Source organism: Streptomyces sp. NBC_01092, from assembly GCF_045039535.1.
In the GTDB taxonomy this organism is placed as follows: Bacteria; Actinomycetota; Actinomycetes; order Streptomycetales; family Streptomycetaceae; genus Streptomyces.
The window spans coordinates 10,280,242-10,301,370 of sequence record NZ_CP108659.1 but is presented as its reverse complement, the minus strand read 5'-3'; the positions used below and the strand labels follow the sequence as shown (position 1 = coordinate 10,301,370).

General features: G+C 71.3%; 19 protein-coding genes and 1 pseudogene. 11 read left to right on the top strand and 9 right to left on the bottom strand.

Translation table 11 applies throughout. From position 1 onward, the window contains the following. Positions 1–19 precede the first annotated feature (19 nt). Entirely contained in the window at positions 20–1,471 is a 1,452-nt protein-coding gene (locus OG254_RS45850; RefSeq protein WP_405593701.1) for an aldehyde dehydrogenase family protein, read from the bottom strand. Between the two features lie 103 nt (positions 1,472–1,574). Here OG254_RS45850 and OG254_RS45845 point away from each other — a divergent pair, with 103 nt between their 5' ends. Next, positions 1,575–2,012 (top strand): MarR family winged helix-turn-helix transcriptional regulator, encoded by a 438-nt coding sequence (locus tag OG254_RS45845; protein WP_405593699.1) that lies wholly within the window; start codon positions 1,575–1,577, stop codon positions 2,010–2,012. A gap of 153 nt (positions 2,013–2,165) precedes the next feature. Continuing rightward, positions 2,166–2,546 carry an anti-sigma factor antagonist gene (locus OG254_RS45840; RefSeq protein ID WP_405593698.1) on the top strand — a complete coding sequence of 127 codons (381 nt, stop codon included), beginning with the start codon at positions 2,166–2,168 and terminating at the stop codon, positions 2,544–2,546. A gap of 35 nt (positions 2,547–2,581) precedes the next feature. Here OG254_RS45840 and OG254_RS45835 read toward each other — a convergent pair whose 3' ends face one another. Further along, complete coding sequence (locus tag OG254_RS45835; RefSeq protein ID WP_405593697.1) at positions 2,582–3,535, bottom strand: ribose-phosphate diphosphokinase; 954 nt, start codon at positions 3,533–3,535, stop codon at positions 2,582–2,584. A gap of 201 nt (positions 3,536–3,736) precedes the next feature. Between OG254_RS45835 and OG254_RS45830 the strand changes: the two genes are divergently transcribed. After that, complete coding sequence (locus tag OG254_RS45830; RefSeq protein ID WP_405593696.1) at positions 3,737–4,399, top strand: DUF4230 domain-containing protein; 663 nt, start codon at positions 3,737–3,739, stop codon at positions 4,397–4,399. 126 nt (positions 4,400–4,525) lie between these two features. Then, positions 4,526–5,197 (top strand): VanZ family protein, encoded by a 672-nt coding sequence (locus OG254_RS45825; RefSeq protein WP_405593695.1) that lies wholly within the window; start codon positions 4,526–4,528, stop codon positions 5,195–5,197. Here the strand turns inward: OG254_RS45825 and OG254_RS45820 are convergent. After that, positions 5,194–5,970, bottom strand: coding sequence for a sulfite exporter TauE/SafE family protein (locus OG254_RS45820; RefSeq protein WP_405593694.1), 777 nt, complete (start codon positions 5,968–5,970; stop codon positions 5,194–5,196). The genes OG254_RS45825 and OG254_RS45820 overlap by 4 nt on opposite strands. 253 nt (positions 5,971–6,223) lie before the next feature. Here OG254_RS45820 and OG254_RS45815 point away from each other — a divergent pair, with 253 nt between their 5' ends. After that, on the top strand, positions 6,224–7,453 hold the full coding sequence (locus OG254_RS45815) for a ricin-type beta-trefoil lectin domain protein (RefSeq protein WP_405593692.1): 1,230 nt from the start codon (positions 6,224–6,226) through the stop codon (positions 7,451–7,453). 16 nt (positions 7,454–7,469) lie between these two features. Here the strand turns inward: OG254_RS45815 and OG254_RS45810 are convergent, their stop codons facing one another. Continuing rightward, positions 7,470–7,706, bottom strand: a complete 237-nt coding sequence (locus OG254_RS45810; RefSeq protein ID WP_405593691.1) for a hypothetical protein — start codon at positions 7,704–7,706, stop codon at positions 7,470–7,472. A gap of 135 nt (positions 7,707–7,841) precedes the next feature. Between OG254_RS45810 and OG254_RS45805 the strand changes: the two genes are divergently transcribed. Together OG254_RS45805 and OG254_RS45800 are read left to right on the top strand one after the other, a co-directional pair. Further along, positions 7,842–8,867 (top strand): PHP domain-containing protein, encoded by a 1,026-nt coding sequence (locus OG254_RS45805; RefSeq protein WP_405593690.1) that lies wholly within the window; start codon positions 7,842–7,844, stop codon positions 8,865–8,867. Between the two features lie 291 nt (positions 8,868–9,158). Continuing rightward, entirely contained in the window at positions 9,159–10,121 is a 963-nt protein-coding gene (locus OG254_RS45800; protein ID WP_405593689.1) for an SDR family NAD(P)-dependent oxidoreductase, read from the top strand. Positions 10,122–10,146: 25 nt separating this feature from the next. On the opposite strand, the gene OG254_RS45795 is transcribed toward OG254_RS45800, so the two are convergent. From OG254_RS45795 to OG254_RS45785, 3 genes are all read right to left on the bottom strand, one after another. Beyond that, positions 10,147–10,383, bottom strand: coding sequence for a hypothetical protein (locus OG254_RS45795; protein ID WP_405593688.1), 237 nt, complete (start codon positions 10,381–10,383; stop codon positions 10,147–10,149). Positions 10,384–10,446: 63 nt separating this feature from the next. Beyond that, positions 10,447–11,724 carry an ROK family protein gene (locus tag OG254_RS45790; protein WP_405593687.1) on the bottom strand — a complete coding sequence of 426 codons (1,278 nt, stop codon included), beginning with the start codon at positions 11,722–11,724 and terminating at the stop codon, positions 10,447–10,449. Between the two features lie 60 nt (positions 11,725–11,784). Further along, positions 11,785–14,943, bottom strand: a complete 3,159-nt coding sequence (locus OG254_RS45785; RefSeq protein WP_405593686.1) for a cytochrome P450 — start codon at positions 14,941–14,943, stop codon at positions 11,785–11,787. A gap of 141 nt (positions 14,944–15,084) precedes the next feature. On the opposite strand from OG254_RS45785, the gene OG254_RS45780 reads away from it, so the two are divergent. After that, on the top strand, positions 15,085–15,732 hold the full coding sequence (locus tag OG254_RS45780) for a PAS domain S-box protein (protein WP_405593685.1): 648 nt from the start codon (positions 15,085–15,087) through the stop codon (positions 15,730–15,732). Here the strand turns inward: OG254_RS45780 and OG254_RS45775 are convergent. Beyond that, a pseudogene (locus OG254_RS45775) lies at positions 15,663–16,544 on the bottom strand (DUF3626 domain-containing protein). The gene OG254_RS45780 and the pseudogene OG254_RS45775 sit on opposite strands and share 70 nt — an antisense overlap. 124 nt (positions 16,545–16,668) lie before the next feature. Between OG254_RS45775 and OG254_RS45770 the strand changes: the two are divergent. Then, positions 16,669–17,163, top strand: coding sequence for an FBP domain-containing protein (locus tag OG254_RS45770; RefSeq protein WP_405593684.1), 495 nt, complete (start codon positions 16,669–16,671; stop codon positions 17,161–17,163). A 7-nt stretch (positions 17,164–17,170) separates the two neighbouring features. On the opposite strand, the gene OG254_RS45765 is transcribed toward OG254_RS45770, so the two are convergent. Continuing rightward, entirely contained in the window at positions 17,171–18,508 is a 1,338-nt protein-coding gene (locus OG254_RS45765) for an erythromycin esterase family protein (protein WP_405593683.1), read from the bottom strand. A gap of 258 nt (positions 18,509–18,766) precedes the next feature. Here OG254_RS45765 and OG254_RS45760 point away from each other — a divergent pair, with 258 nt between their 5' ends. Then, entirely contained in the window at positions 18,767–20,020 is a 1,254-nt protein-coding gene (locus tag OG254_RS45760) for an aromatic acid exporter family protein (protein ID WP_405593682.1), read from the top strand. A 45-nt stretch (positions 20,021–20,065) separates the two neighbouring features. Next, complete coding sequence (locus OG254_RS45755) at positions 20,066–21,118, top strand: hypothetical protein (protein ID WP_405593681.1); 1,053 nt, start codon at positions 20,066–20,068, stop codon at positions 21,116–21,118. The last annotated feature ends 11 nt before the right edge of the window (positions 21,119–21,129 follow it).

The following is a 21,129-nucleotide window of genomic DNA, read 5'->3' as shown; positions in this document are numbered from 1 at the left end:
AATCTCCTTGGCGGTGCGCTCAGTCGAGCGAGACGACGACGGACTTGGTGGTGGTGTAGGCGTCCAGCGCCTCGGGCCCGTACTCGCGGCCGAAGCCGGAGTCCTTGACGCCGCCGAAGGGGACGGCCGGGTCGAGCATCGCCCAGTCGTTGACCCAGACGATGCCGGCGGCCAGCCGGTCGGCCACGCGATGGGCGCGGGCCAGGTTCCGGGTCTGCACGCCCGAGGCCAGGCCGTACGGCGTGGAGTTGGCGAGCTCGACGGCCTCGTCCTCGGAGTCGAAGGGCTGGACGGTGAGGACGGGGCCGAAGATCTCCTCCTGGACCACCCGGGAGTCGTTCGGCAGGTCGGCGATGACGGTGGGCTTGTAGTAGTAGCCGCCGTCGAGGTCGAGCCGCTCACCGCCGCAGACGATGCTGCCGCCCTCCTTGCGGGCCAGTTCGACGTACTCCTCGACCTTGTGCAGATGCCGCTCCCCCGCCATCGGGCCGATCACGGTCTCGGGCCCCCGCGGGTCTCCCAGCGGCACGCCGGGCACGGCGTCGGCAAGAATGCCGAGCAGCGTGCTGTAGACCTGCCGCGCCACCAGCAGCCGGGGCCCGCCCATGCAGAACTGCCCGGTGTTGAAGACGAAGCCCTTGATGACCGCGCCGACGGCCTTCTCCAGGTCGGCGTCCTCGAACACGACGTGGGCCGCGTTGCCGCCGAGCTCCATGGTGACCGGCTTGAGCGCCTCGCCGGCGATGGCCGCGACCTTCCGGCCGACGGCGGTCGACCCGGTGAAGGCGACCTTGTCGACGCCGGAGTGCCGCAGCAGCGCCTCGCCGGCCGCGGGTCCGCCGGTGACGACGTTGACCACACCGTCGGGGACACCGGCCTCCTTGAAGAGTTCGGCCATGTACAGGGCGCTCAGCGGCGTCTCCTCGGCCGGTTTGTGCACCACCGTGTTGCCGGCCGCCAGCGCCGGGGCGATCTTCGAACCTGCCAGGATCAGGGGGAAGTTGTACGGCGTGATCGCCGCGACCACGCCGATCGGCCGGCGCCGGACGTAGGCGAGGGCGTTCATGGGGGTGTCGCGGACAGAGCCGTCCAGGCAGTGGGCGAGGGCGGCGAAGTGCTCGTAGTCATTGGCCGCGTTGGTGACGTCGACAGCGTGGGCGAGCGTGATCGGCTTGCCGACGTCACGGCTCTCCAACTCGGCTATCCGGTCGGCGTTCTCCCGGATCAGCTCGGCGACCCGGTGCAGGACCCGGCCGCGTTCACGGCCGCTCAGCCCGGACCAGGCGCCGTCGTCGAAGGCGTCCCGCGCGGCGCGCACGGCCGCGTCCACGTCGGCGCCGCCGGCATCCGCGACGGTCGTGACGACCGTGCCGCGGGACGGGTCGACCACCTCGGTGCGCGCTCCGTCGGCGGCCTCGTGCCACCGGCCCCCGATGAACAGCCGACCGGGTTCGATCTCGAAGGTGGTCATCGCCACTCCTCAGCCTCATCGCCAAGATTTCAACCAACAGGATTCCTGTTTGTCCGCAGTCTCTTTACAGACAGGATTCCTGTCAATGCTCTAGGCTGAACCCATGCTCGACGCCCAGGAGACCAAGGCACCGCCGTCGCTGCTCTACATGGTGAAACAGGTGGAGCTCGTGGTGCGCTCACACCTGGACGAGCTGGTCAAACCGTCCGGGATCACCGCGCTTCAGTACACGGCGCTCACCGTGCTCCAGCGGCACGACGGGCTGTCGGCCGCCCAGCTGGCCCGCGACTCGTTCGTGACGGCACAGTCGATCGCCGACCTGGTCCGGAGTCTGGAGACCCGCGGGCTCGTCCGCCGGGAGCGCAATCCGCACAACCGCCGCGAGCTGCTGATCCTGCTCACCGAACCCGCCCGCGAACTGCTGGCCCGACACGAGGGGCCCGTGCGGGAACTGGAGGAGCGGATGGTGCGAGACCTCACGGCTCATCAGACCGAGCAGTTCCGCCAGGCACTCTCCAGAGCCTGGCACGCGCTGTCATAGCCACGTCCCGCACATCACGCGAAGCATCTGTCGCAATTCAAAGACATATGTCAATCGAACATGCTCAGATTCGCTCAATCGAGGGTAACTTGCAGTGCGGGGACAGGATTTGAGCAGCCCGCCGCAGGGGGCCAGGTTGGAGGCGATGTCGTCATGCAGCAGGATCCTGCGCCGTTCAGCCGGCATCTGCGTGTCCACCGGCACCGGGACCACACGGTGCTGGAGTTCCGCGGTGAGATCGACATCGCGGCCGCCGTGGAGATCGCCCCTTACCTGGACCGCGTGACAGCACACCCCGACGCACGCATCGTGATCGACCTCAGGAACATCGAGTTCTTCGACTGCTCCGGACTGCGTCTGCTGTACCGGGCCCGCAGCCGGGCCCTGGACCACGGCGGCCAGGTGCACCTGGTCTGCACCCACCCGCTGACCCTGCGCATGCTCAGGATCACCGGCCTGTCCCGCCTGCTGCCCCCGCATCCGACACCGGACGCGGCCCTGGGCCAGCCCGAGGCCACGTCCGGCTCGTTATGAGATGGATATAGAGCGTCGCTCCGCTGACTCCCCCTCTATTCGGTTACCGGCGCGTCGAACAGGGCGCTGACGGACTCCCCGTTGTGAATGCGGCGCACCGCCTCGGCGAGCGCGGGGGCGATCGACAGGACCTGCAGCTTCTCGGTGCGCTCCTCCTCCAGAATCGGCACGGTGTTGGTGCACACGATCTCCAGTACGTCCGGCTGCTCGCCGATCCGCTTCAGCGCGCCGGACGCGAACAGGCCGTGCGTACAGGCCACGCGGATCGAGCGCGGGCCCAACTCCCGCAGTCGGTCGAGGAGTTCCAGGACGGTGCTGCCCTTGGCGATCTCATCGTCCAGGATGATGACGTCGCGCCCGGTCACGTCGCCTATGACGGAGCTGATGGTGACCCGGTCGTCGGCGAACCGCTGCTTGGCGCCGGCGGCGACCTGGGCGCCGATCAGCCGCGCGAACGCGGCGGCCTCCTTGGCGTTGCCGAGGTCCGGCGAGACCACGGTCGTACGGGTCAGGTCGTGGCGCCGGAAGTGTGCGGCGAGTTCACGCAGCGCGTGCAGGTGGTCGACCGGCACCGTGAAGAAGCCGTGCACCTGGGGCGAGTGCAGGGTCATGGCGAGGACACGGCTCGCGCCGGCCGACACCATCAGGTCGGCGACGAGCCGGCCGCCCAGCGAGATGCGGGGCGCGTCCTTCTTGTCGGAGCGGGCGTAGGAGTAGTGCGGCATGACCACGGTGATCCGGCGTGCGGACGCCCCGCGTGCGGCGTCGCACATCAGCAGCAGCTCGACGAGATGCTCCTGGACGGGCCGGACCAGCGGCTGGATCAGGAAGACGTCCCGCTCCCGGCAGTTGGCCTGAAGCTGTACCTCCAGACAGTCGTTGGCGAACCGGCTGACCCGGGTGGGGCTCAGCGGCACCCCCAGATGCGCGCAGACCTCCGCCGCCAGTTCGGGGTGGGCACTACCACTGAACACGGCGATCTCTCGCACGAACCGCTCCTCGCATGATCACTCCGGGTGGCGGACTCATGCTACTTACCTCAGCAGAAACGTTGCTGCCCGCCTTTGCGCGCTTCGCGGGCACGCCGGGTCGGCGCCGCCCCGCTCCGGTCACGGGCACCAATCGGCCAACGGACAGGTCTGGAAAGGGATTTGGGGGTACCCCGAACATAGGGAAGGAGGAACGTCGACATGACGACTTCCATCAAGCGCGTCAACAAGCGCATGCCCGGCTGGGCGAAGGCGGTGAGCGCCCTGGTCCTGGTGCTCGTGGTCTTCTTCGCCGGGATCCGGCTGAGCGTACTCCCCGGTCTCAAGGACCTCTTCGGCACCGAGACCAACGACCGCTCCGGTCCGGCGCTGCTCCAGTCCATCCAGGACATGAGCCGTTACGACGCCGCCTCCGGCAATTTCCAGATCGTCGTGGATCTGGAGAAGGACGCCAAGTTCCTGCCCGACGCGATCCGCGGCACCCGCACGCTGTACGTCGGCGCGGGCACCGTGGACGCCTATGTCGACCTCGGCAAGGTCGGCGAGGACGACGTCACGGTCAACGACGACCGTACGTCCGCCACGCTCCGTCTGCCGCACGCCGCCCTCGGCGAACCGTCCCTCGACCCCGACCGCTCCTACGCCGTCTCCAAGGAGCGTGGTCTGCTCGACCGCCTCGGCGACCTCTTCTCGGACAACCCGAACAGCGAACAGGCCGTGCAGAAGCTGGCGGTGCGGCACATCGGCGACGCCGCGAAGGAGAGCGCGCTCACCGCGCGTGCCGAGACCAACACGTCCGACATGCTCGAAGGGCTGCTGCACTCCCTGGGCTTCAAGGAGGTGAAGGTGACGTACGGGGCCTGACGTCCATGCCGACAAACTCGGCATGGCGGGTGATGACCGCCGGCCGGTCGGCGGGTCGGCGGCATCGCATCGCGGAACCGGGGTAACCCCGTTACTACTCAGGGAAGTTGAAGACTGGAGGATCGCATGGCCCGTGGAACCCCACGTTCGCGTGCCGCGTTGCACCCCGGCACTCCCAAGTCCGCCGGCACCGCCAAGTCGAAGGGCGCCTCCCCATCGAAAGGTTCCGCCGCGTCGAAAGGCTCCGCGAAGCCGAAAGGCTCGGCCAAGTCGAAGGGCACCGCGAAGAAGACCGAACGCTCCACCAAGCCCCGGCGCACACCGCGTTCCGGACGGAGTCCGCTGCGCTTCGTGGCCCGACTGCTGGCGATGCTGTGCGCCTTCACGTTCATGGTCGCCTTCGCCGTCGTACTGGCGAAGCTCACCCTGCAACCCTCGCCTGCGTCGGAGGCACTGACGCACACCAACCTGCGCCCGGGTAGCACGCTGCGGGCCTACCTCGACCAGCCCGAACTGCGTGACGCCGTCCGACAGATCGGCGGCAATGTGCTGCTGGGCATCCCGTTCGGCGTCCTGGTCCCCGTCGTCGCGCCGAGTACGCGCGGCGTCCTGCGGGTCCTGCTGCTGACGGCGACCGTGATGCTGCTCGTCGAGTTCGCCCAGGGAGCACTGGTGACGGGGCGCGCCTTCGACATCGACGACGTCATCCTCAACACGACCGGAGCCCTGGTCGGCTACCTCCTGCTGGGACGGCGGCTGAGCCGCGTGGTGCACGCCCGCGCGCCCCGCTCCTCCTAACGCAGCACCAGCTGGACGATCGCGACCGTGCCGACCACCACGATGAACGCGCGCAGTACGGCGGGACGCAGCCGGCGGCCCACGGTGGCTCCGAAGTGGCCGCCGGCCGCGGACCCGACCGCGAGAAGGGCCACGGCCGTCCAGTCGAAGTCGGCGACGACCAGGAAGAACAGCGCGGCGACGGAGTTGACCACGGCGACGAGCACGTTCTTGACCGCGGTGAGCCGTTGCAGGCTGTCGTCGAGGAGCATGCCCATCAGGGCGACGTAGATGATGCCCTGGGCGGCCGCGAAGTAGCCGCCGTAGACGCTGGCCAGGGTCAGTCCGACCAGCAGCAGCGGGCCGCCGTCGGGGCGTGCGGACCTGCCCGTGCGGGCCCTGCGGTCGCGCAGCCTTCTGCTGATCAGCGGCTGGAGGACGACCAGCACGAGGGCGAGCCCGACCAGGACCGGCACGATCCGTTCGAACGCCGAGGCGGGCAGGGCCAGCAGCAGCGTCGCGCCGGTGAGCCCGCCGAGCAGGGCGCCGGCGCCCCACTTCAGAATGCGCCGACGCTGGCCGCGCAGTTCGCGCCGGTACCCGATGGCGCCGCTGATCGAGCCGGGGATCAGGCCGAGCGCGTTGGAGACCGTGGCGGTGACGGGCGGCAGGCCGGTCGCGAGGAGCACCGGGAACGTGATCAGCGTGCCCGACCCGACGACGGCGTTGACGGCGCCGGCTGCTGTGCCGGCGCCCAGGACAGCGAGCAGCTCACCGATGTGTGCGGCGTTCATGACGAGAAGCCTAGGAATTCAACGGTTCGGCGCCGGACGAAGGGTGGACGCCGCACACCTGTGGTGGGGCCACACGCCGTACGGCCCGCGCGGACCGGCCCGATGGCGACGTTTGCCGGCCTCTTCAACCACTGGTCCGTACCAAAGTATTGACGCCCTCTTATCTCACTCCTTAAATCAAGTGGCGACACCTTCACCCCCCACCTCGGTCGGCGCATCCCGTCCATCGGGTCGCCGTACGGAAGGGAGCACGATGGCCTCCCCACGCCTGCTCCGCACGTGTCTCCTCGCGGCGCTGTCGGCCGTTCTGGTCGCCTCCGCCGCGATCGGCCCCGCGCAGGCCGAACCACCGGACGTCTCGGCTGCGGCGGTGACGTTCTCCGACTCCTTCGACGGGCCCGCGGGCTCCGCCGTCGACTCGTCGAAGTGGCAGATCGAGACCGGCGACAACGTCAACAACCACGAGCGGCAGTACTACACGTCGGGCAACAAGAACGCGGCACTGGACGGCCAGGGCCACCTGGTCATCACGGCCCGGCGCGAGAATCCCGCCAACTACCAGTGCTGGTACGGCACTTGCCAGTACACCTCGGCCCGGCTGAACACCTCCGGGAAGTTCACCGCCCAGTACGGGCACGTCGAGGCGCGCATGAAGGTCCCGCGGGGACAGGGCATGTGGCCCGCGTTCTGGATGCTCGGCACACCGGTGAACTGGCCGGACTCGGGCGAGATCGACATCATGGAGAACGTCGGCTTCGAGCCCTCGACCGTGCACGGCACCATCCACGGCCCCGGCTACTCCGGGTCGGGCGGCATAGGCGCCGGCTACTCCCTGCCGAACGGCCAGGCCTTCGCCGACGCCTTCCACACCTTCGCCATCGACTGGGCGCCCGACTCGATCACCTGGTCCGTGGACGGCAACGTCTACCAGCGGCGCACGCCCGCCGACCTGGGCGGAAAGCAGTGGGTCTTCAACAAGCCGTACTTCCTGATCCTGAACCTCGCGGTGGGCGGCTACTGGCCCGGCGACCCGGACGGCTCCACGGTGTTCCCGCAGCAGCTCGTGGTGGACCACGTCTCGGTGACGACCGGTGACAGCGCAAACGGCGGCGCGATCAGGGGGCTCGGCGGCAAGTGCGTCGACGTGGCCGGGGCGAGCTCCGCCAACGGCACGCCCGTACAGCTCTACGACTGCAACGGCAGCGGCGCCCAGCAGTGGACCGCCGGCTCGGACGGCACGCTCCGCGCGCTCGGAAAGTGCCTGGACGCCACCGGCAACGGCACGGCCGACGGCACGACCGTCCAGCTGTGGGACTGCTCGGGCGGCCCCAATCAGAGATGGACCGTCACAGCGGCACGCGACATCGTCAATCCGCAGGCCGACAAGTGCCTCGATGTCACCGGCAACAACTCGGCCAACGGAACCCGGCTGCAGATCTGGACCTGCTCCGGCGGCGCCAACCAGAAGTGGACGGTCGGGTGACCCGGCCGGACAGGCCCTAGTGGTGACGCCAGGTGAACTTGTCGCCGCCGACCCAGCGGATCACGTCCGGGTCGTCCAGGTCGTGGACCCTGATGCCGTGGTAGGCGGCAGTCTCCAGGACGTCGGTGATGGTCCTCGGCATGCCGACGACCACACCGTCGATCTCCATGATCCGGAACGGAGGCGTGCCCGGCTGAACCCCGAGCACCAAGATCCGCGGCTGTGAGATGTGCGGGCTCGCGCTTTCGGTCATGAATAGAGCGTAGAGCGCTACCCGCGTCAAGGGATCCTTCAGACCATCCGGACATCTCGAATCGGGGACCCGAGCCCTGCCCCCGCCGCCGTGCGGGCGCGGCGGGGCCGGGGAACCCTGGAGGTGGAGGTGGCGATGGACCCCGTGCAGGCGCTGAACCGGATCGCCTTCCTGCTGGAGCGGTCCCTGGAGCCGACGTATCGCGTACGCGCCTTCCGTACGGCGGCGCGGGTCCTGGCGGAGCTGCCCGAGGACGAGGTTCGGGCGCGCGCGCAGGCCGGGACGCTGGAGTCGCTGCGGGGTGTCGGCCCGAAGACGGCGCAGGTGGTGCGCGAGGCGCTGGCCGGTCAGGTGCCGGGGTACCTGTCGGACCTGGAGGAACGGCCCGCGGCCGAGCCGCCCGACGGCGGGCGGCTGTGGGAGCTGCTGCGCGGGGACTGCCATCTGCACTCCGACTGGTCGGACGGCGGCAGCCCGATCGAGGAAATGGGCCGTACGGCGGCCGAGCTCGGACACGAGTGGGCGGTGCTGACCGACCACTCACCCCGGCTCACCGTCGCCCGGGGACTGTCGGCCGACCGGCTGCGCGAGCAGCTGGACGTGGTGGCGCGGCTGAACGCGACCTGGGCGCCCTTCCGGCTGCTCACCGGCATCGAGTGCGACATCCTGGACGACGGCTCCCTGGACCAGGAGCCCGAGCTGCTGGAGCGGCTCGACGTCGTGGTGGTGTCCGTGCACTCCAAGCTGCGCATGGACGCCCGCGCGATGACCCGCCGCATGGTCACCGCCGTACGCGATCCGCACGCGGACATCCTCGGCCACTGCACCGGACGGCTGATCACGGGGCGGGGCCGGCCGGAGTCGGAGTTCGACGCGGACGAGGTGTTCGCGGCCTGCGCCGCATCCGGTACGGCGGTGGAGATCAACAGCCGGCCCGAGCGACTGGACCCGCCGCGGCGGCTGCTGCGCCGGGCCGTCGGGGCGGGCGTGCTGTTCTCCGTCGACACCGACGCGCACGCACCCGGGCAGCTGGACTGGCAGCGCTACGGCTGTGCCCGCGCCGAGGAGTGCGGGGTGCCCGCCGAGCGGGTCCTCACCACCTGGACGGCGGACGAGCTGCTGGCGTGGACGCGCGAGAAGGGACCGCGTCCGACTGCGTGACACAGATCACCGCCCACAGCGGCAAACCCAGGAACACCCGCCGGTAGTTTCCCGTTGAACCAGCCGTGGGTGTGGATGGAACAGTGTCCCCGGGCCTCACCTTTCGCCCACAGGGAAGATCGTTCGGCTGAAGCCCTGTGGAGCCTTTCGCCGAGAGGCGACCGCCATCCGCACCCACCTCTGACCGCCCCGTCCGGAATCCCCCGTCCGGCCGGGGCTTTCCTCTGTGCGGAGGCACTTCCTCCGGGTCGGCTTGACTTCGAGAGCACTCTAATTCGTAGCGTTCCGGACATGAGCACTGCACAGCACAAGATCGGTTCGGGCTTCGGCGCCCGCAGCACCGCCGACGACGTCCTCAGTGGCATCGACCTGTCCGGCAAGCTCGCCATCGTCACCGGCGGCTACTCGGGGCTGGGTCTGGAGACCACGCGTGCCCTCACGAAGGCCGGCGCCCGGGTCGTCGTGCCCGCCCGTCGTCCGGACACCGCGCGGGAGGCCCTGCAGGGTCTGGACGGGGTCGAGGTGGACGAGCTGGACCTCGGTGACCTGGAGAGTGTGCGCGGCTTCGCCGAGCGGTTCCTCGCGTCCGGCCGCACGGTCGACTTCGTGATCGACAACGCCGGGATCATGGCCTGCCCGGAGACCCGGGTCGGGCCCGGCTGGGAGGCGCAGTTCGCCACCAACCACCTCGGCCACTTCGCCCTGGTCAACCGCCTGTGGCCGGCGATCGAGCCGGGCGGCGCCCGCGTGGTGTCCGTGTCCTCGACGGGCCACCACCAGTCCGGGATGCGCTGGGACGACGTCCACTGGCGGCACGGCTACGACAAGTGGGAGGCGTACGGGCAGGCCAAGACCGCGAACGTCCTGTTCGCGGTCCACCTCGACAAGCTCGCCGCCGACCGCGGCGTACGGGCCTTCGCCCTCCACCCGGGCGGCATCCTCACCCCACTGCAGCGCCACCTCCCCAAGGAGGAGATGGTCGAGCGCGGCTGGATCGACGAGCAGGGCAACCTGCTCCACCCCGAGGCCTTCAAGACACCGGAGCAGGGCGCGGCCACCCAGGTGTGGGCGGCGACGTCGCCCCAGCTGGCCGGCATGGGCGGCGTCTACCTGGAGGACTGCGACATCGCCGAACCCGCCGTCGAAGGCGGGCCGCGCAGCGGCGTCAAGGACTGGGCGGTCGACCCGGCGCAGGCGGCGCGGCTGTGGGAGCTGTCCGCGGAGCTGACGGGCGTCGACGCGTTCGCCGGGTAGTGCGGGAGGGCGCGTTCGAGCGGACTCAGGCAGGCGGCTCCTGAGGCGTCGGATGTTCAGGGTGGACCGTGCCGGACCGCGGCGCACCCCGGCGGCCCGTGCCCGCCTCGTCCGTGTCCGGGACGTCGTCCGCTACCGCTTCGTCCGTGCGCTTCACGGGCACCTCCCAGGGGTCCTCCCCCGCGTCCGCCTGCTGGTCCGGCGGGTCCCTGGGTACCGGATCCGCGGACCCGCCCGGCGCCTCATGACGATGGTCGTCCATGGCTGCACCTCCCTCGCGTCGTCCAAGGGCCCCGCGAGTACCGTCCCCGCCGGCGGCGAAACCTCAGGTCGGCACTCGCTCCGCAAGCTCGCTTGGCCGAGGGTGCGGCGCGGGCTCGGCGCGCCTGCCGCCGTGGGCGAAGAAGTCGGCGAGCGGCAGGATCGCGGCGCCGACGGTGACCGCGTCCGGGCCGAGCCTGCCGAGGTCGATGGTGACCTTGTGGGCGGGATGCCGCAGGGCGTACGAGGCCGCGTGCCGGCGTACGTCGGGCAGGAAGCGGGCGCCGAGCTGGAGTCCGGCCCAGCCGCCGATGAGGATGCGCTCGGGCTGGAAGAGGTTGATCAGGTCGGACAGGCCCGCGCCCACGTACTCGGCGGTCTCCTCCAGCACGCCGACGGCCACCGGGTCGGCCTCCCGGCCCTCGGCCGGATACGCGCCGGCCAGCATCGCCGTCAGCGCGGTCTCCTCGTCGGCGTCCTTGGGCACGCTCCCACCCTGCTCGCGCCAGCGGTCGATGAGCGACTCGGCGCCCGCGTAGGCCTCCAGGCAGCCGAGGGCACCGCACCGGCAGCGGCGCCCCCTGACCCGTACCGTCAGATGACCCCACTCGACGGCCCGCCCGTGCTCCACCTCGGGGGTGACCAGGCAGGCGCCGACGCCGGAGCCGAAGAGCACGACGACGGCATTGCGGGCGCCGCGCCCGCCGCCGAACCACATCTCGGCCTGGCCGAGGGTCCGGGCGCCGTTGTCGATGAAGTACGGGACGCCGTCCGGGAGCTGGGAGCCGTCGCGCAGGAGTTTCTCCAGCGGTACGGCGTCCCAGCCGATCGTCTGCCCGTGCACCACGGCCCCGAGCTCCCCGGTGTCCTCGACGATGCCGGGGACGCCGATGCCGACGCCGAGCAGTCGCTCGGGCCCGATACCGGCCTCCGCGAGGACCTCGGCGATGCCGTCGCGCACATGGCCGACGATGCCCTCGACCTCGTACCGCTCTCGCACCAACGGCCGTTCCGCGCGGGCGAGTTCGGTGAGGGTCAGGTCGAACAGGCCGATCCGCACCCGGGTCTCGCCCACGTCGACGCCGATCATGTGGCCGCTGCCGGGGGCGACGCGCAGCAGGATGCGGGGCCGGCCGCCGTCGGAGTCGACGCTCCCGGCCTCCTCGACGAGGCCGTCGGCGATCAGCTCGGCGACGACGTTGCTGACGGAGCCGGAGCTGAGCCCGGTCGCCGGGCCGAGCTCGAAGCGGCTCAGGGGGCCGTCGAAGTACAGGCGCTGAAGTACGGCGGTACGGTTGCCCCGCCTGAGGTCCCGTACCGTGCGCCCATTACGCCCCGCCATGCGGCTCCCTCCGGATCAGCCCTGGTCCCCCACCGTGTTCGGACCGCCTCCCATTGTGACCTACGCCGCGTAGACGTCCTCCACGTACCGGCCGTCGGCGATCAACGCCTCCAGCCATCGCTCGGCCGCCGCGTCGTCGGCGCCCGGCGTGCGCTCCCGGTACAGCGTACGGAAGGCCTCCCGCACGCCCGGTGCCATGCGGGAGCCGTCGCCGCAGACATACACCCGGGCGCCGGCGCCGAGCAGCTTCCAGACGTCGTCGGCCTCGGCCGCGATGCGGTGCTGGACGAATGTACCGGCGGTGCTGAAGGCCGGGCGCAGCGAGACGGCTCCGGCCGAGTCGGCGGCGTACAGCTCCTCGGCGTGCAGGAAGTCGGCGTCGGGGGCGTCACAGCCGAAGTAGCACAGGGCCGGGGCGAGTTCGTCGCCGGCCGCGAGGGCCGCCGTACGGTCGGCGACGGCGCCGCGGAACGGGGCGAGGCCGGTGCCGGCGGCGACCATGACGACCGGCGTTCCGGCGTCGATCCGGAAGGCCTCCCGGCACGGCTGGACGCGGGCGTACACCGTGTCGCCGGGCCGGACGTCGGTGAGGTGGCCGGATCCCGTACCTCGGTGGACGCCCCTGCCCGAGCGCGCGGGGGCCTGAAGCAGGGAGATCATCAGGTCCGCGTGGCCAGGGTCGACGGCGGGCGAGGACGAGATCGAGTAATGGCGGGGGCGCAGCGGGGTGAGCAGGTCGAGGAGCGTCGGCCAGTCCAGGGCGCCGCGCAGGGCGGGGAAGTCCTCGATCAGCTCGACCAGGGTGCGCGGATCGTCGCGCAGCTCCGTCAGCGCGACGCGCTCCGGCGGGCAGGGGTTGGCGGCGGCCAGCGCGGACAGCTGGGCGGTGCTGGGGCGCTCCTGCAACTCGACGTGGCGGGTGAGGAGTTGGCGTACGGTCAGCGGCCGGTCGACCGCCAGGCCGTCGCGCCGGGGGCGGGTGGCGCGGATGTCCAGGACGGTGTCGAGGTCGACGCCGAGCGCGGCGGCGCATCGCTCCACCAGGGCCGGGGAGTTGGCGGGCAGGACGGTGAGGTGGTCGGCGGTGCGGTAGGTGACGCCTTCGGGGAGGGCGAGGCGGACGAAGCGCTTGCGACGCGGGTGGTCGGGGGCGGTGAGGTCGTACGCCTCGGTGACCGTCATGGGGACGAGTCCGTGCCGTTCGGCGAGGGCGTCCAGCGGGCCGCCGGTCAGGGCACGGACCTCGTAGGCCGCTGTGGGTTCCTCGGCGGTGGCGGCCGCGTCGGGGTCGCCGTACCGCTCCAGCAGGGCCGTCCGCAGGCGGGTCGTGAAGTCGCGGACGGCGCCGGTCAGGTCACCCGAGGCGTCCGCGGCGGCGCGGTCGAGGAGGCGGGTGGCGCCGAGGTCGGCGAGGCGGTCGTCGATGCGGGTGGGCACCTGCTGGTAGGTGGCGGCCCAGTTGCGGTCGCCGACGCCGAGGACGGCGTAGGTGACGTCCGCGGCGTCGCCGGGCTCCTCCAGCCGAGCGGTGAAGGCGGTGGCGTCGTCGGTGGGGCGGCCGTTGTAGGAGGCGGCGGTGATCACGACGGGCCGGTCGGTGGGCAGGCCGCCCGCGTAGGCGTCCAGCGGCGCGACCTCGGTCTCGCAGCCGACGGCGGCGGCCTCGTCGGCGAGGGACGCGGCGAACTCGCGGCAGGTGCCGTAGTTGCTGCCGTGCAGGAAGAGCGCACGGGTGCCGGGGCGGACGCGGGCGGGCAACGCGGCGCTCTCGGTGTCCGCCGGTGCCTCGGCGTGCGCGCTTCCCGGGAGCGGCGCGTGGCTGCGTTCGGCGGTGGTGCGCGGAGTCAGGGTCAGGGTGAAGCCCTCGGGCTTGAGGGTGAGGGTCTCCTTGACGGTGAGGCGGTAGTCGGCGTGGTCGCGCAGCCGGTAGCGGTGGACGAGCATCGCCAGCAGCATGGTGGCCTCGTGCAGCGCGAACTGCCTCCCGATGCAGGCACGTTCACCGGTGCCGAACGGCTTGAAGGCGTGCACGGGCCGGGCCTCCTCGGCCTCGGGCGTGAAGCGTGCGGGGTCGAACAGCTCGGGGTTGTCGCCCCAGACCGGCTGCCGGTGGAGCATCGGGGTGAGCACGAGGGCGGCCTGTCCGGCGCGCAGCGGGATGCGTCCGCCGAGCAGCGTGTCCTCGCGGGCCTGCCGGGAGAACACGGCGGCCGTCGGCCACAGCCGCAGCGCCTCGTTCAGGACCTGCCGGGTGTACGTCAGCCGGCCGATCTCGTCGTACGCCGGCTCCGGGTCGGCCTGGTCGCCCCACAGCGCGTCCACCTCACGCCGTACGAGTTCCAGCGCCGTCGGATGCTTGGCGAGGTAGTACAGGGCGAAGGACATCGCGCCGGAAGTGGTCTCGTGGCCGGCGATCAGGAAGGTGATGACCTGGTTGCGGATGTTGGCGGCGTCGAGGGTGGTGCCGTCGGCCGGGTGCGCGGCGGTGAGCATCAGGCCGAGGAGGTCCTCGGCGGCGCTCTGGTCGGTTCCGGTGCGGGCGGCGATGACGTCGTCGACGACCTGGGCGAGGTAGCCGGCGTCGTCCCGGAAGGCCGCGTCGGCCGCGGAGTGGTCCTGGCCGGGGGCCCGGGCGAGCCGGGTCATGCTCCACTCCAGGCAGCGGACCATCGACTCGACGAAGGGGTGCGGCTCGGGGCGCTCGAAGGAGCCGAAGTCGTAGCCGAACCCGGCGAGCCCGATGGTGTCCAGGGTCATGCGGGTCATGTCGTCGGGGATGTTCACCGGCCGTCCGGCGCGGGCGTCACGGTCCCAGGAGTCGATGAGCCGGCGGGCCACCTTCAGCATGACCGGGTGGTAGGTGCGCATCGAGCCGAGCGCGAAGGCGGGCATGAGGATGTCGTGCGCCTTGGCCCAGTTGGGCTCGTCGTTGTACGCGGTGAACAGGCCGTCCGCGGCGAACTCGCGGACGTTCTCCAGACCGGGCCCGATGTGCTTGGCGAACCGCCGCTCGTCGGCGAGCTCGGCCACCAGGTCCAGGTCGCCCACGAACAGAGCGTCCCGCCCGTACAGCCGCCGCACGAACACGGGCCCGTGCTCGCGCATCAGCTCCATGGCCTGCTGGACGGGTGTGCCGCCGGGTCCGGTGGCGGAGATGTCGGCGACGGGGACGCCGGGGAGGGGGTGTGCGGTCTGCGGGTCGAGCGCGGTGGGGGGCATGGCGCGACAACTGCCTTTCGCGGTACGGGAGTACTGCGATCCAGGTTGGTCGACGGGTCCCGCCCGCCGGAGCGCCGCAACTACATGATTATGTAGTGCACAGCAATGAGTCGCTCTTGCAGCGGGTCTCCGGAGGTGCTGATGGACTGGACCCACCCGGAGGCCGTCGTGTGGCGCAACCGCGCCCTGATGGTCTTCGACCGCGTCGCCGTACCGGTCGCGGTCTGTGATGTGTACGGCGCGGTCCAGCTGGCCAATCCCGCGATGGCGGCGGAGTGCGGTACGACCCCGGGGCGGCTGCGCGGCCGGGATGTGCTGGAGCTGTTCCGGCCGCAGGAGGCGACGCAGGTCGAGCGGATCGCCGAGGCGCTGCGGCTGCGACACCGGTCGCGCTATCAGGTGTCGGTGCGCTGGCGGGCTCCCGACGGTGAGGAGCGCTACGGGGAGCTCACGGCCGACCCGGTGAGCGACACCGTGGAGGAGACGCCGGCGCTGCTGGTGATGCTCCGTGTCCTGGGTGAGCGCGAGCCGTCTCCCGGGACGCCGCCCACGCGAGTCACGCCGATGGAGGCGCGCATCCTGGCGCTGCTAGCCGGGGGCGCCACCACTGCGCGGGCCGCCCGGGAGACCGACCTGACGGTGGACGGCGTGAACTACCACCTGCGGCGCCTGTCGGCACGGTGGAGCGCGGCCAACCGTACGGAACTGGTCGCCCGCGCTTATGCGCTGGGCGTGCTCGCCCCGGGGGTGTGGCCGCCGGCGCCCACCGCCTCGGCCGGGTCGGAGTAGGCCGTGCCCGCGCCCTTGGGGGCACCGAAGCGGGCGAGGGTGTGCCAGACCTTCTTCAGGTCCTGGAGCTCGTACCGTCCGGTGCGCGCGGCGTCCCCGATGACGCGCGGGTCGACACGGCCGTCCTCGGCGATCCGGGCGCCGAGATCGACGTACTCCTGGCCGCGATAGTCCGCGTGACGGCGCAGCTCGGGCACGGTGAGGCGGTAGCCGGGGTGCTATTCGACGGGGCAGGGCAGGAGGCGGGCCCCGGTCTCGACCGGGGTGCCGCGGTAGCAGGCGTCCAGGACGACGGCCTCCACGTCACGTGCGAGGACCACCGCGCCGTGGATCTGCGCCTCGATGTAGTCGTCGAGGGCGTCCCGGTCGTCGGTCTCGGCGAGGGCGACCAGGTGCATGCCCGCGGCGACCCCGAAGTCGGTCGGTTCGGCCGCGCTGTCGGGGTAGCAGAAGGTGGCACGGGCGAGTGTCGAGCCCGTCAGCCGGAAGTACGCCGAGCCGAACCGCGGGGCGGCGCCGACGACTTGCCGCCGGAAGTTCAGCGCGCCGTACACGGGCCGCTCGGGCGCGCTGGCGTCGTCGTACACCCCGCCGAAGATGCGACTCTCCCAGCGCCATCGGTCACCGCCGGGGTGGGCAGTGAGCCCGCCGTTGCTGGTACCGGTGACGAACTGCGAGTGGTACGTGCCGTCCTCGGCCAGCGCACGCAGGATCGGTACCGTCCGTACGAGCCGGTCCGGATGGAAGTTGAGGGTGACACGCACATCGGGGTCGAGGGCCGGCCCCGTGGAGGAGTCCGCGACATGCCGCAGGGCCGCCCGGGACCGAGGTGACCCGGGATCGCTGAAATTCACTGGCTCCCTTTCGTCCAGCCTGCCTAACCTAGGCGTAAACCTAGACCCTCTAGGTTTCGGACCGACTCCCAGGAGGCTCCCCATGAGGCCACTCGCCGAGCAGGACATCCGCAACTCATTTATCAACTGCTCGAAAGGGGAGGCCAAGCGGGTGTCCCTGCCCCGCGATCTCGACGAACGCCCCTGGGACGACCTCGACTTCCTCGGCTGGCGGGATCCGGGGGCACCCGACCGCAGCTATCTGGTGACCGAGCGGGAGGGCAGCCCCGTGGGCATCACCCTGCGCTTTCCGTCCTCGCAGCGCGGGTTCCTGCATCGCAGCATGTGCTCCCTGTGTCTGACGACCCATCCGGGCGGCGGCGTCTCGCTGATGACGGCCCGCAAGGCGGGTGCGGCAGGGCGCGAGGGCAATTCGGTGGGCCTGTACATGTGCACCGACCTGGCGTGCTCCCTCTACCTGCGCGGGAAGAAGGTCCCGCAGTCGGGGGGCCGCTTCGAGGAGAGCCTGACACTGGAGGAACAGATCGCCCGGACGACGGGCAATCTGTCCTCCTTCCTCGACAAGGTGTACTTCTGACGGGCCCCTACCGGTCCCGCAGCCGCGCCGCCTCCACCCGGTGGAGATGGATCAGGACGTCATGGCTGCGGGCGAGCGCGATGTCGTGCGGGCCGTCCGGGTAGGCCGTGCCGATACTCCGCGTCGGCCGCGCCTGCCGCAACCAGGCGCCGGCCGGCGCCGCGACGGACCGCATGTCGAGCAGGTAGTCGCGGTACCGCACCCGGTCCAGGGTCCGCTCGTTGCTGCCCGGGTCCGCCGGTCCCAGCGTCCAGCGGCGGATGACCTCGTCGTCCTGACCGGTGGCGTTGAACGAACCGTGGCCGAAGGTCAGGCCGACGCTGACATAGCCCGCGCCGAGGCTCTCGCGCAGGAACGCGCCCTGCACCTTCGGGTTCTCGGCCGGCTTCTCCGGCACATAGCCGACGTGGTTGTTGTGCGCGGACAGCAGCACCTTGGTGCCGGTGTGCTTCTGCCACCACACCACGTTGGCCGCCATCGCCCCGTCGCGGTAGCGCATGGCTTCGGCGATCTGGGCCGGGTCGGTGAAGTCGAAGGCGTACTGCCGGGCGGTCTGGTCGATCACCGTCGCGTCCTGGACGGCCCGGTCGTACGCGTCGCGGTCGGCGGCCGGAGCCTGCCGCTGAAGCAGCCGAAGCGCCTCGCCCGTGCGGTTCGCACGCTCCTTCCGTTCGGCGTACGGCAGCTTGAGATACCCCTCGATGTACGCGCCGGTCTGCACCGTGGGCCGCAGCCCTTGGTAGAGCTCGGCGAGCCGGGCGCTCAGCTCGGGGTGGGCGCCGGCCGCGTAGTCCTCGACGGCGTCGTACAACTCGGGTCCCGTCCAGGCGATGTCGTCGCCCATGAAGCGGACGGGATCGCCGGGGTGGCCGACGTTGTAGGCGCGCATCCACTCGACCAGCCGCAGATAGTCGGTGTTGTTCCACCACAGGTAGTCCCGCTGGAACTCCTCGCGCATGACGCGCCGGGGATCGCCCTTGCCGTACAGGACGTAGTCGTTGAGGCGCTGTCCGGTGCTCCAGGGGGTCTCCAGGGCGAAGGTGCGCAGGCCCTTCGTCCCGACGAGATGACGGAAGACGCGGTCCTTGAGGGCGAAGAAGTCGTGCGAGCTGTGTGTGGCCTCGCCGAGGCCCACGACCCGGGCGTCGCCGATCATCCGGTCCAGGGCGCGCAGATCGCTCCTGTCGCCGCCCGGTTCGACGGTGCGCAGCGGATGTGCCGCGCGATCGAGTGCCGCGACGACCGTGGTGGTGGGGGTCGGCGCCGCCGTGGCCGGGATGCCGGTCGTCAGGGCGGCGAGGATGATGAACAGGGTCAGTACTAATCCGGTCCGATGCCGTCTCATGATCCAAGGCTTGCGCTCCGGCCGGCGGGGGACCATCCGGCGGTCCTCCGTTCTCGACTGCGGACAACCCGGGGGGACGGCGGGGGATTTCCCCCGTTCCGGACCCGGTCGGCCGCCCGGCTCGCGCGGGTGTCGACGATCACCGGCCCCGCCTCTTGCCGTAGCGCGCCCATTGCGATCAATCTGGGGTTCCTTGCGGACCGTTACGTTCCGCAAGCGGTGTGTGGGATGCATCGGCGGAAAGGGAACAGCCCGAGGATGCGAGTGGCACGTGAGGAGACGCCGTACCTGGAGCGGCTGGCCAGGCTGCGCCGGGACCCCGTGGTCGTCCAGACGCTGCGGTCGGCGGCCGCGGCGACGATCGCGTATGTCATCGCGCTGCGCCTGAGCCCGGAGGCCGCGCCGCTGACCGCGCCCCTGACGGCGCTGCTGGTCGTCCAGGTCACCCTGTACGCCACGCTCACCAACGGCATCCGCCGGGTGAACTCGGTGGTGGCGGGCGTCCTGGTGGCCATCGCCTTCAGCCTCCTGGTCGGCCTGACCTGGTGGAGCCTCGCGCTGCTGATCGTGGCCTCGCTGGCGGTCGGGCATCTGGTGCGGGTCGACGAGTACGTGCCCGAGGTGGCGATCAGCGCGATGCTGGTCCTCGGGGTCACGACCGTCGGGGACACGGCGTGGGCTCGGATCCTGGAGACGCTGATCGGCGCGGTGGTCGGGCTCGGCTTCAATCTGCTGCTCGCGCCGCCGGTGTGGGTGGACGAGGCCGGTGAGTCCATGGAGGGACTGGCCCGTCGGCTGCGGCAGTTGATGCTGCGCATCGGCGAGGAGGCCTCCGGCCGGCTGCCGGTCGAGCAGGCCGCGGCCCGGCTGCACGAGGCGCGCCGGCTCGACCACGACATCGTCGAGGTGGACGCCGCGCTCAGACAGGCCGAGGACAGCCTGCGGCTCAATCCACGCGTGCGTGACAGCCTGCTGCACCGCGTGGTGCTGCGCACGGGGCTGGACACGCTGGAGATCTGCACGGTCGTCCTGCGGGTCCTCGCGCGCACCCTCACCGACCTCGCGAAGGAACGCGAGCCCGAGCCGCTGTTCGCGAAGGACACGGGCAGCGTCGTGGAGCAGTTGCTCTCCGAGATCGCCGACGCGGTGGTCAGCTTCTCGGTGCTGGTCACCACGCACGTCAGCACCAACGCCGACGCGGCGGAGTCCCGGCTGTCGGCGGAGTTGCGCACTGCGGCGGGCACCCGCGACAAGCTCGCCCTGCTGCTGCGCGAGGAGGCGGAGCGCGAGACGGACCGCTGGCAGCTGCTCGGCGCCGTGCTGACCGAGGTGAACCGCATGATCGACGAGCTCGACACCGAGCACCGCTCGCGTCGGCTGCTGGAGGAGCTGGACCGCGTGTCGCAGGAGCAGCGGGTACGGCTGCCGCGGCTGACCCGGCTGCGCGAACGCATGGGCGTCCAGGAGCAGCTGTGGCGGAACCGGACCGGGATGGACACGCGTTCTCGGTAGGGGAACGCCGGGACGGACCGGCGCCGGATGTGAGGGAGCGGGCCGATGACGGACACCACTGTGCGGGTCGACGGAAACACCCTGCGGTTGCCGGGCGGTGTGGCGGTGCGGTTCGTTCGCACGTTGCGGCTGCCCGAGTCGGGCACCCATCCGCTGCCGCCGGGGCTCGGCGAGTTCCCGGTCCGGCGGGTGGCGGACTTCCCGGACACCGTTCCCGAGGCATGGCGGGCGCGTGGCGGGGTGATGCTCCCGGTGTATCTGCGCGAGGCGATGTGGCTGAGTTTCGGGGGCACGGCGGAGCCGGCGGCCCTGCAGGTCGGGGTGGGCAAGGTGTGCGCCGTCTCGGGGAAGCCCTGGAGCGACCGGCTCGCCCGCAAGCCGCAGAACTACGTCGTGCTGCCCCGCCAGCCGTGGCTGGACGGCATCAACTCCGGCAAGGGCACGGTCCGCCAGTTCGTGGCGGTACCGCTGGGGCTGGGCGCGACCGTCGAGGGCCAGGTCACCGGCGAGGAGGTCTGGGGCGGCGTCCAGCTTCAGTCGTTCGCGCTGAAGGAGCCGCAGCTGGCGGCGTGGCGTGAGCGTGAGGCGGAGCTGCGCCGGCCTGTGCAGGTGCCCCCGATGCCGCAGTTCGGCGGTTACGGCGCCGCCATGCCCATGGCCGCACCGCCAACCCCGGGTTCAGCGCCGACTCCCGGGGGCGGGGCGCCCCGGGCCGCCGCGGCGATGGGCCTCGGCGTCGGCGGTTCCATGCGCCAGGAGGTCTACGAGGACGACCGCCCGCTGTCGGACTGGGCCGAGACGCCCGGCGGCCGGGTCTTCGTCCATCTGGTGACGCCGCCGGAGTGGCGCCGGATCACCGGCGAGGCTCCCCCGCCGTCGCCGGTCGACCGGGCGGCGTACACGCGCGCGGGGCTGCCCTGGTTCGACTACTACGACGAGGACGCCGGCGATCTCGCCCCCACCGACACGCTGGGCGCGGTCCAGCCGGTCGGCGACTGGCTCGGCGACGACCACGAGCCCTGGCAGGCGCCTACGCCGGGCCAGGTGGTGCCATTGAAGGACGCGCAGGGCAAGCCGGTGGAGGACGGCGACTGGTAGACGGTACGAGG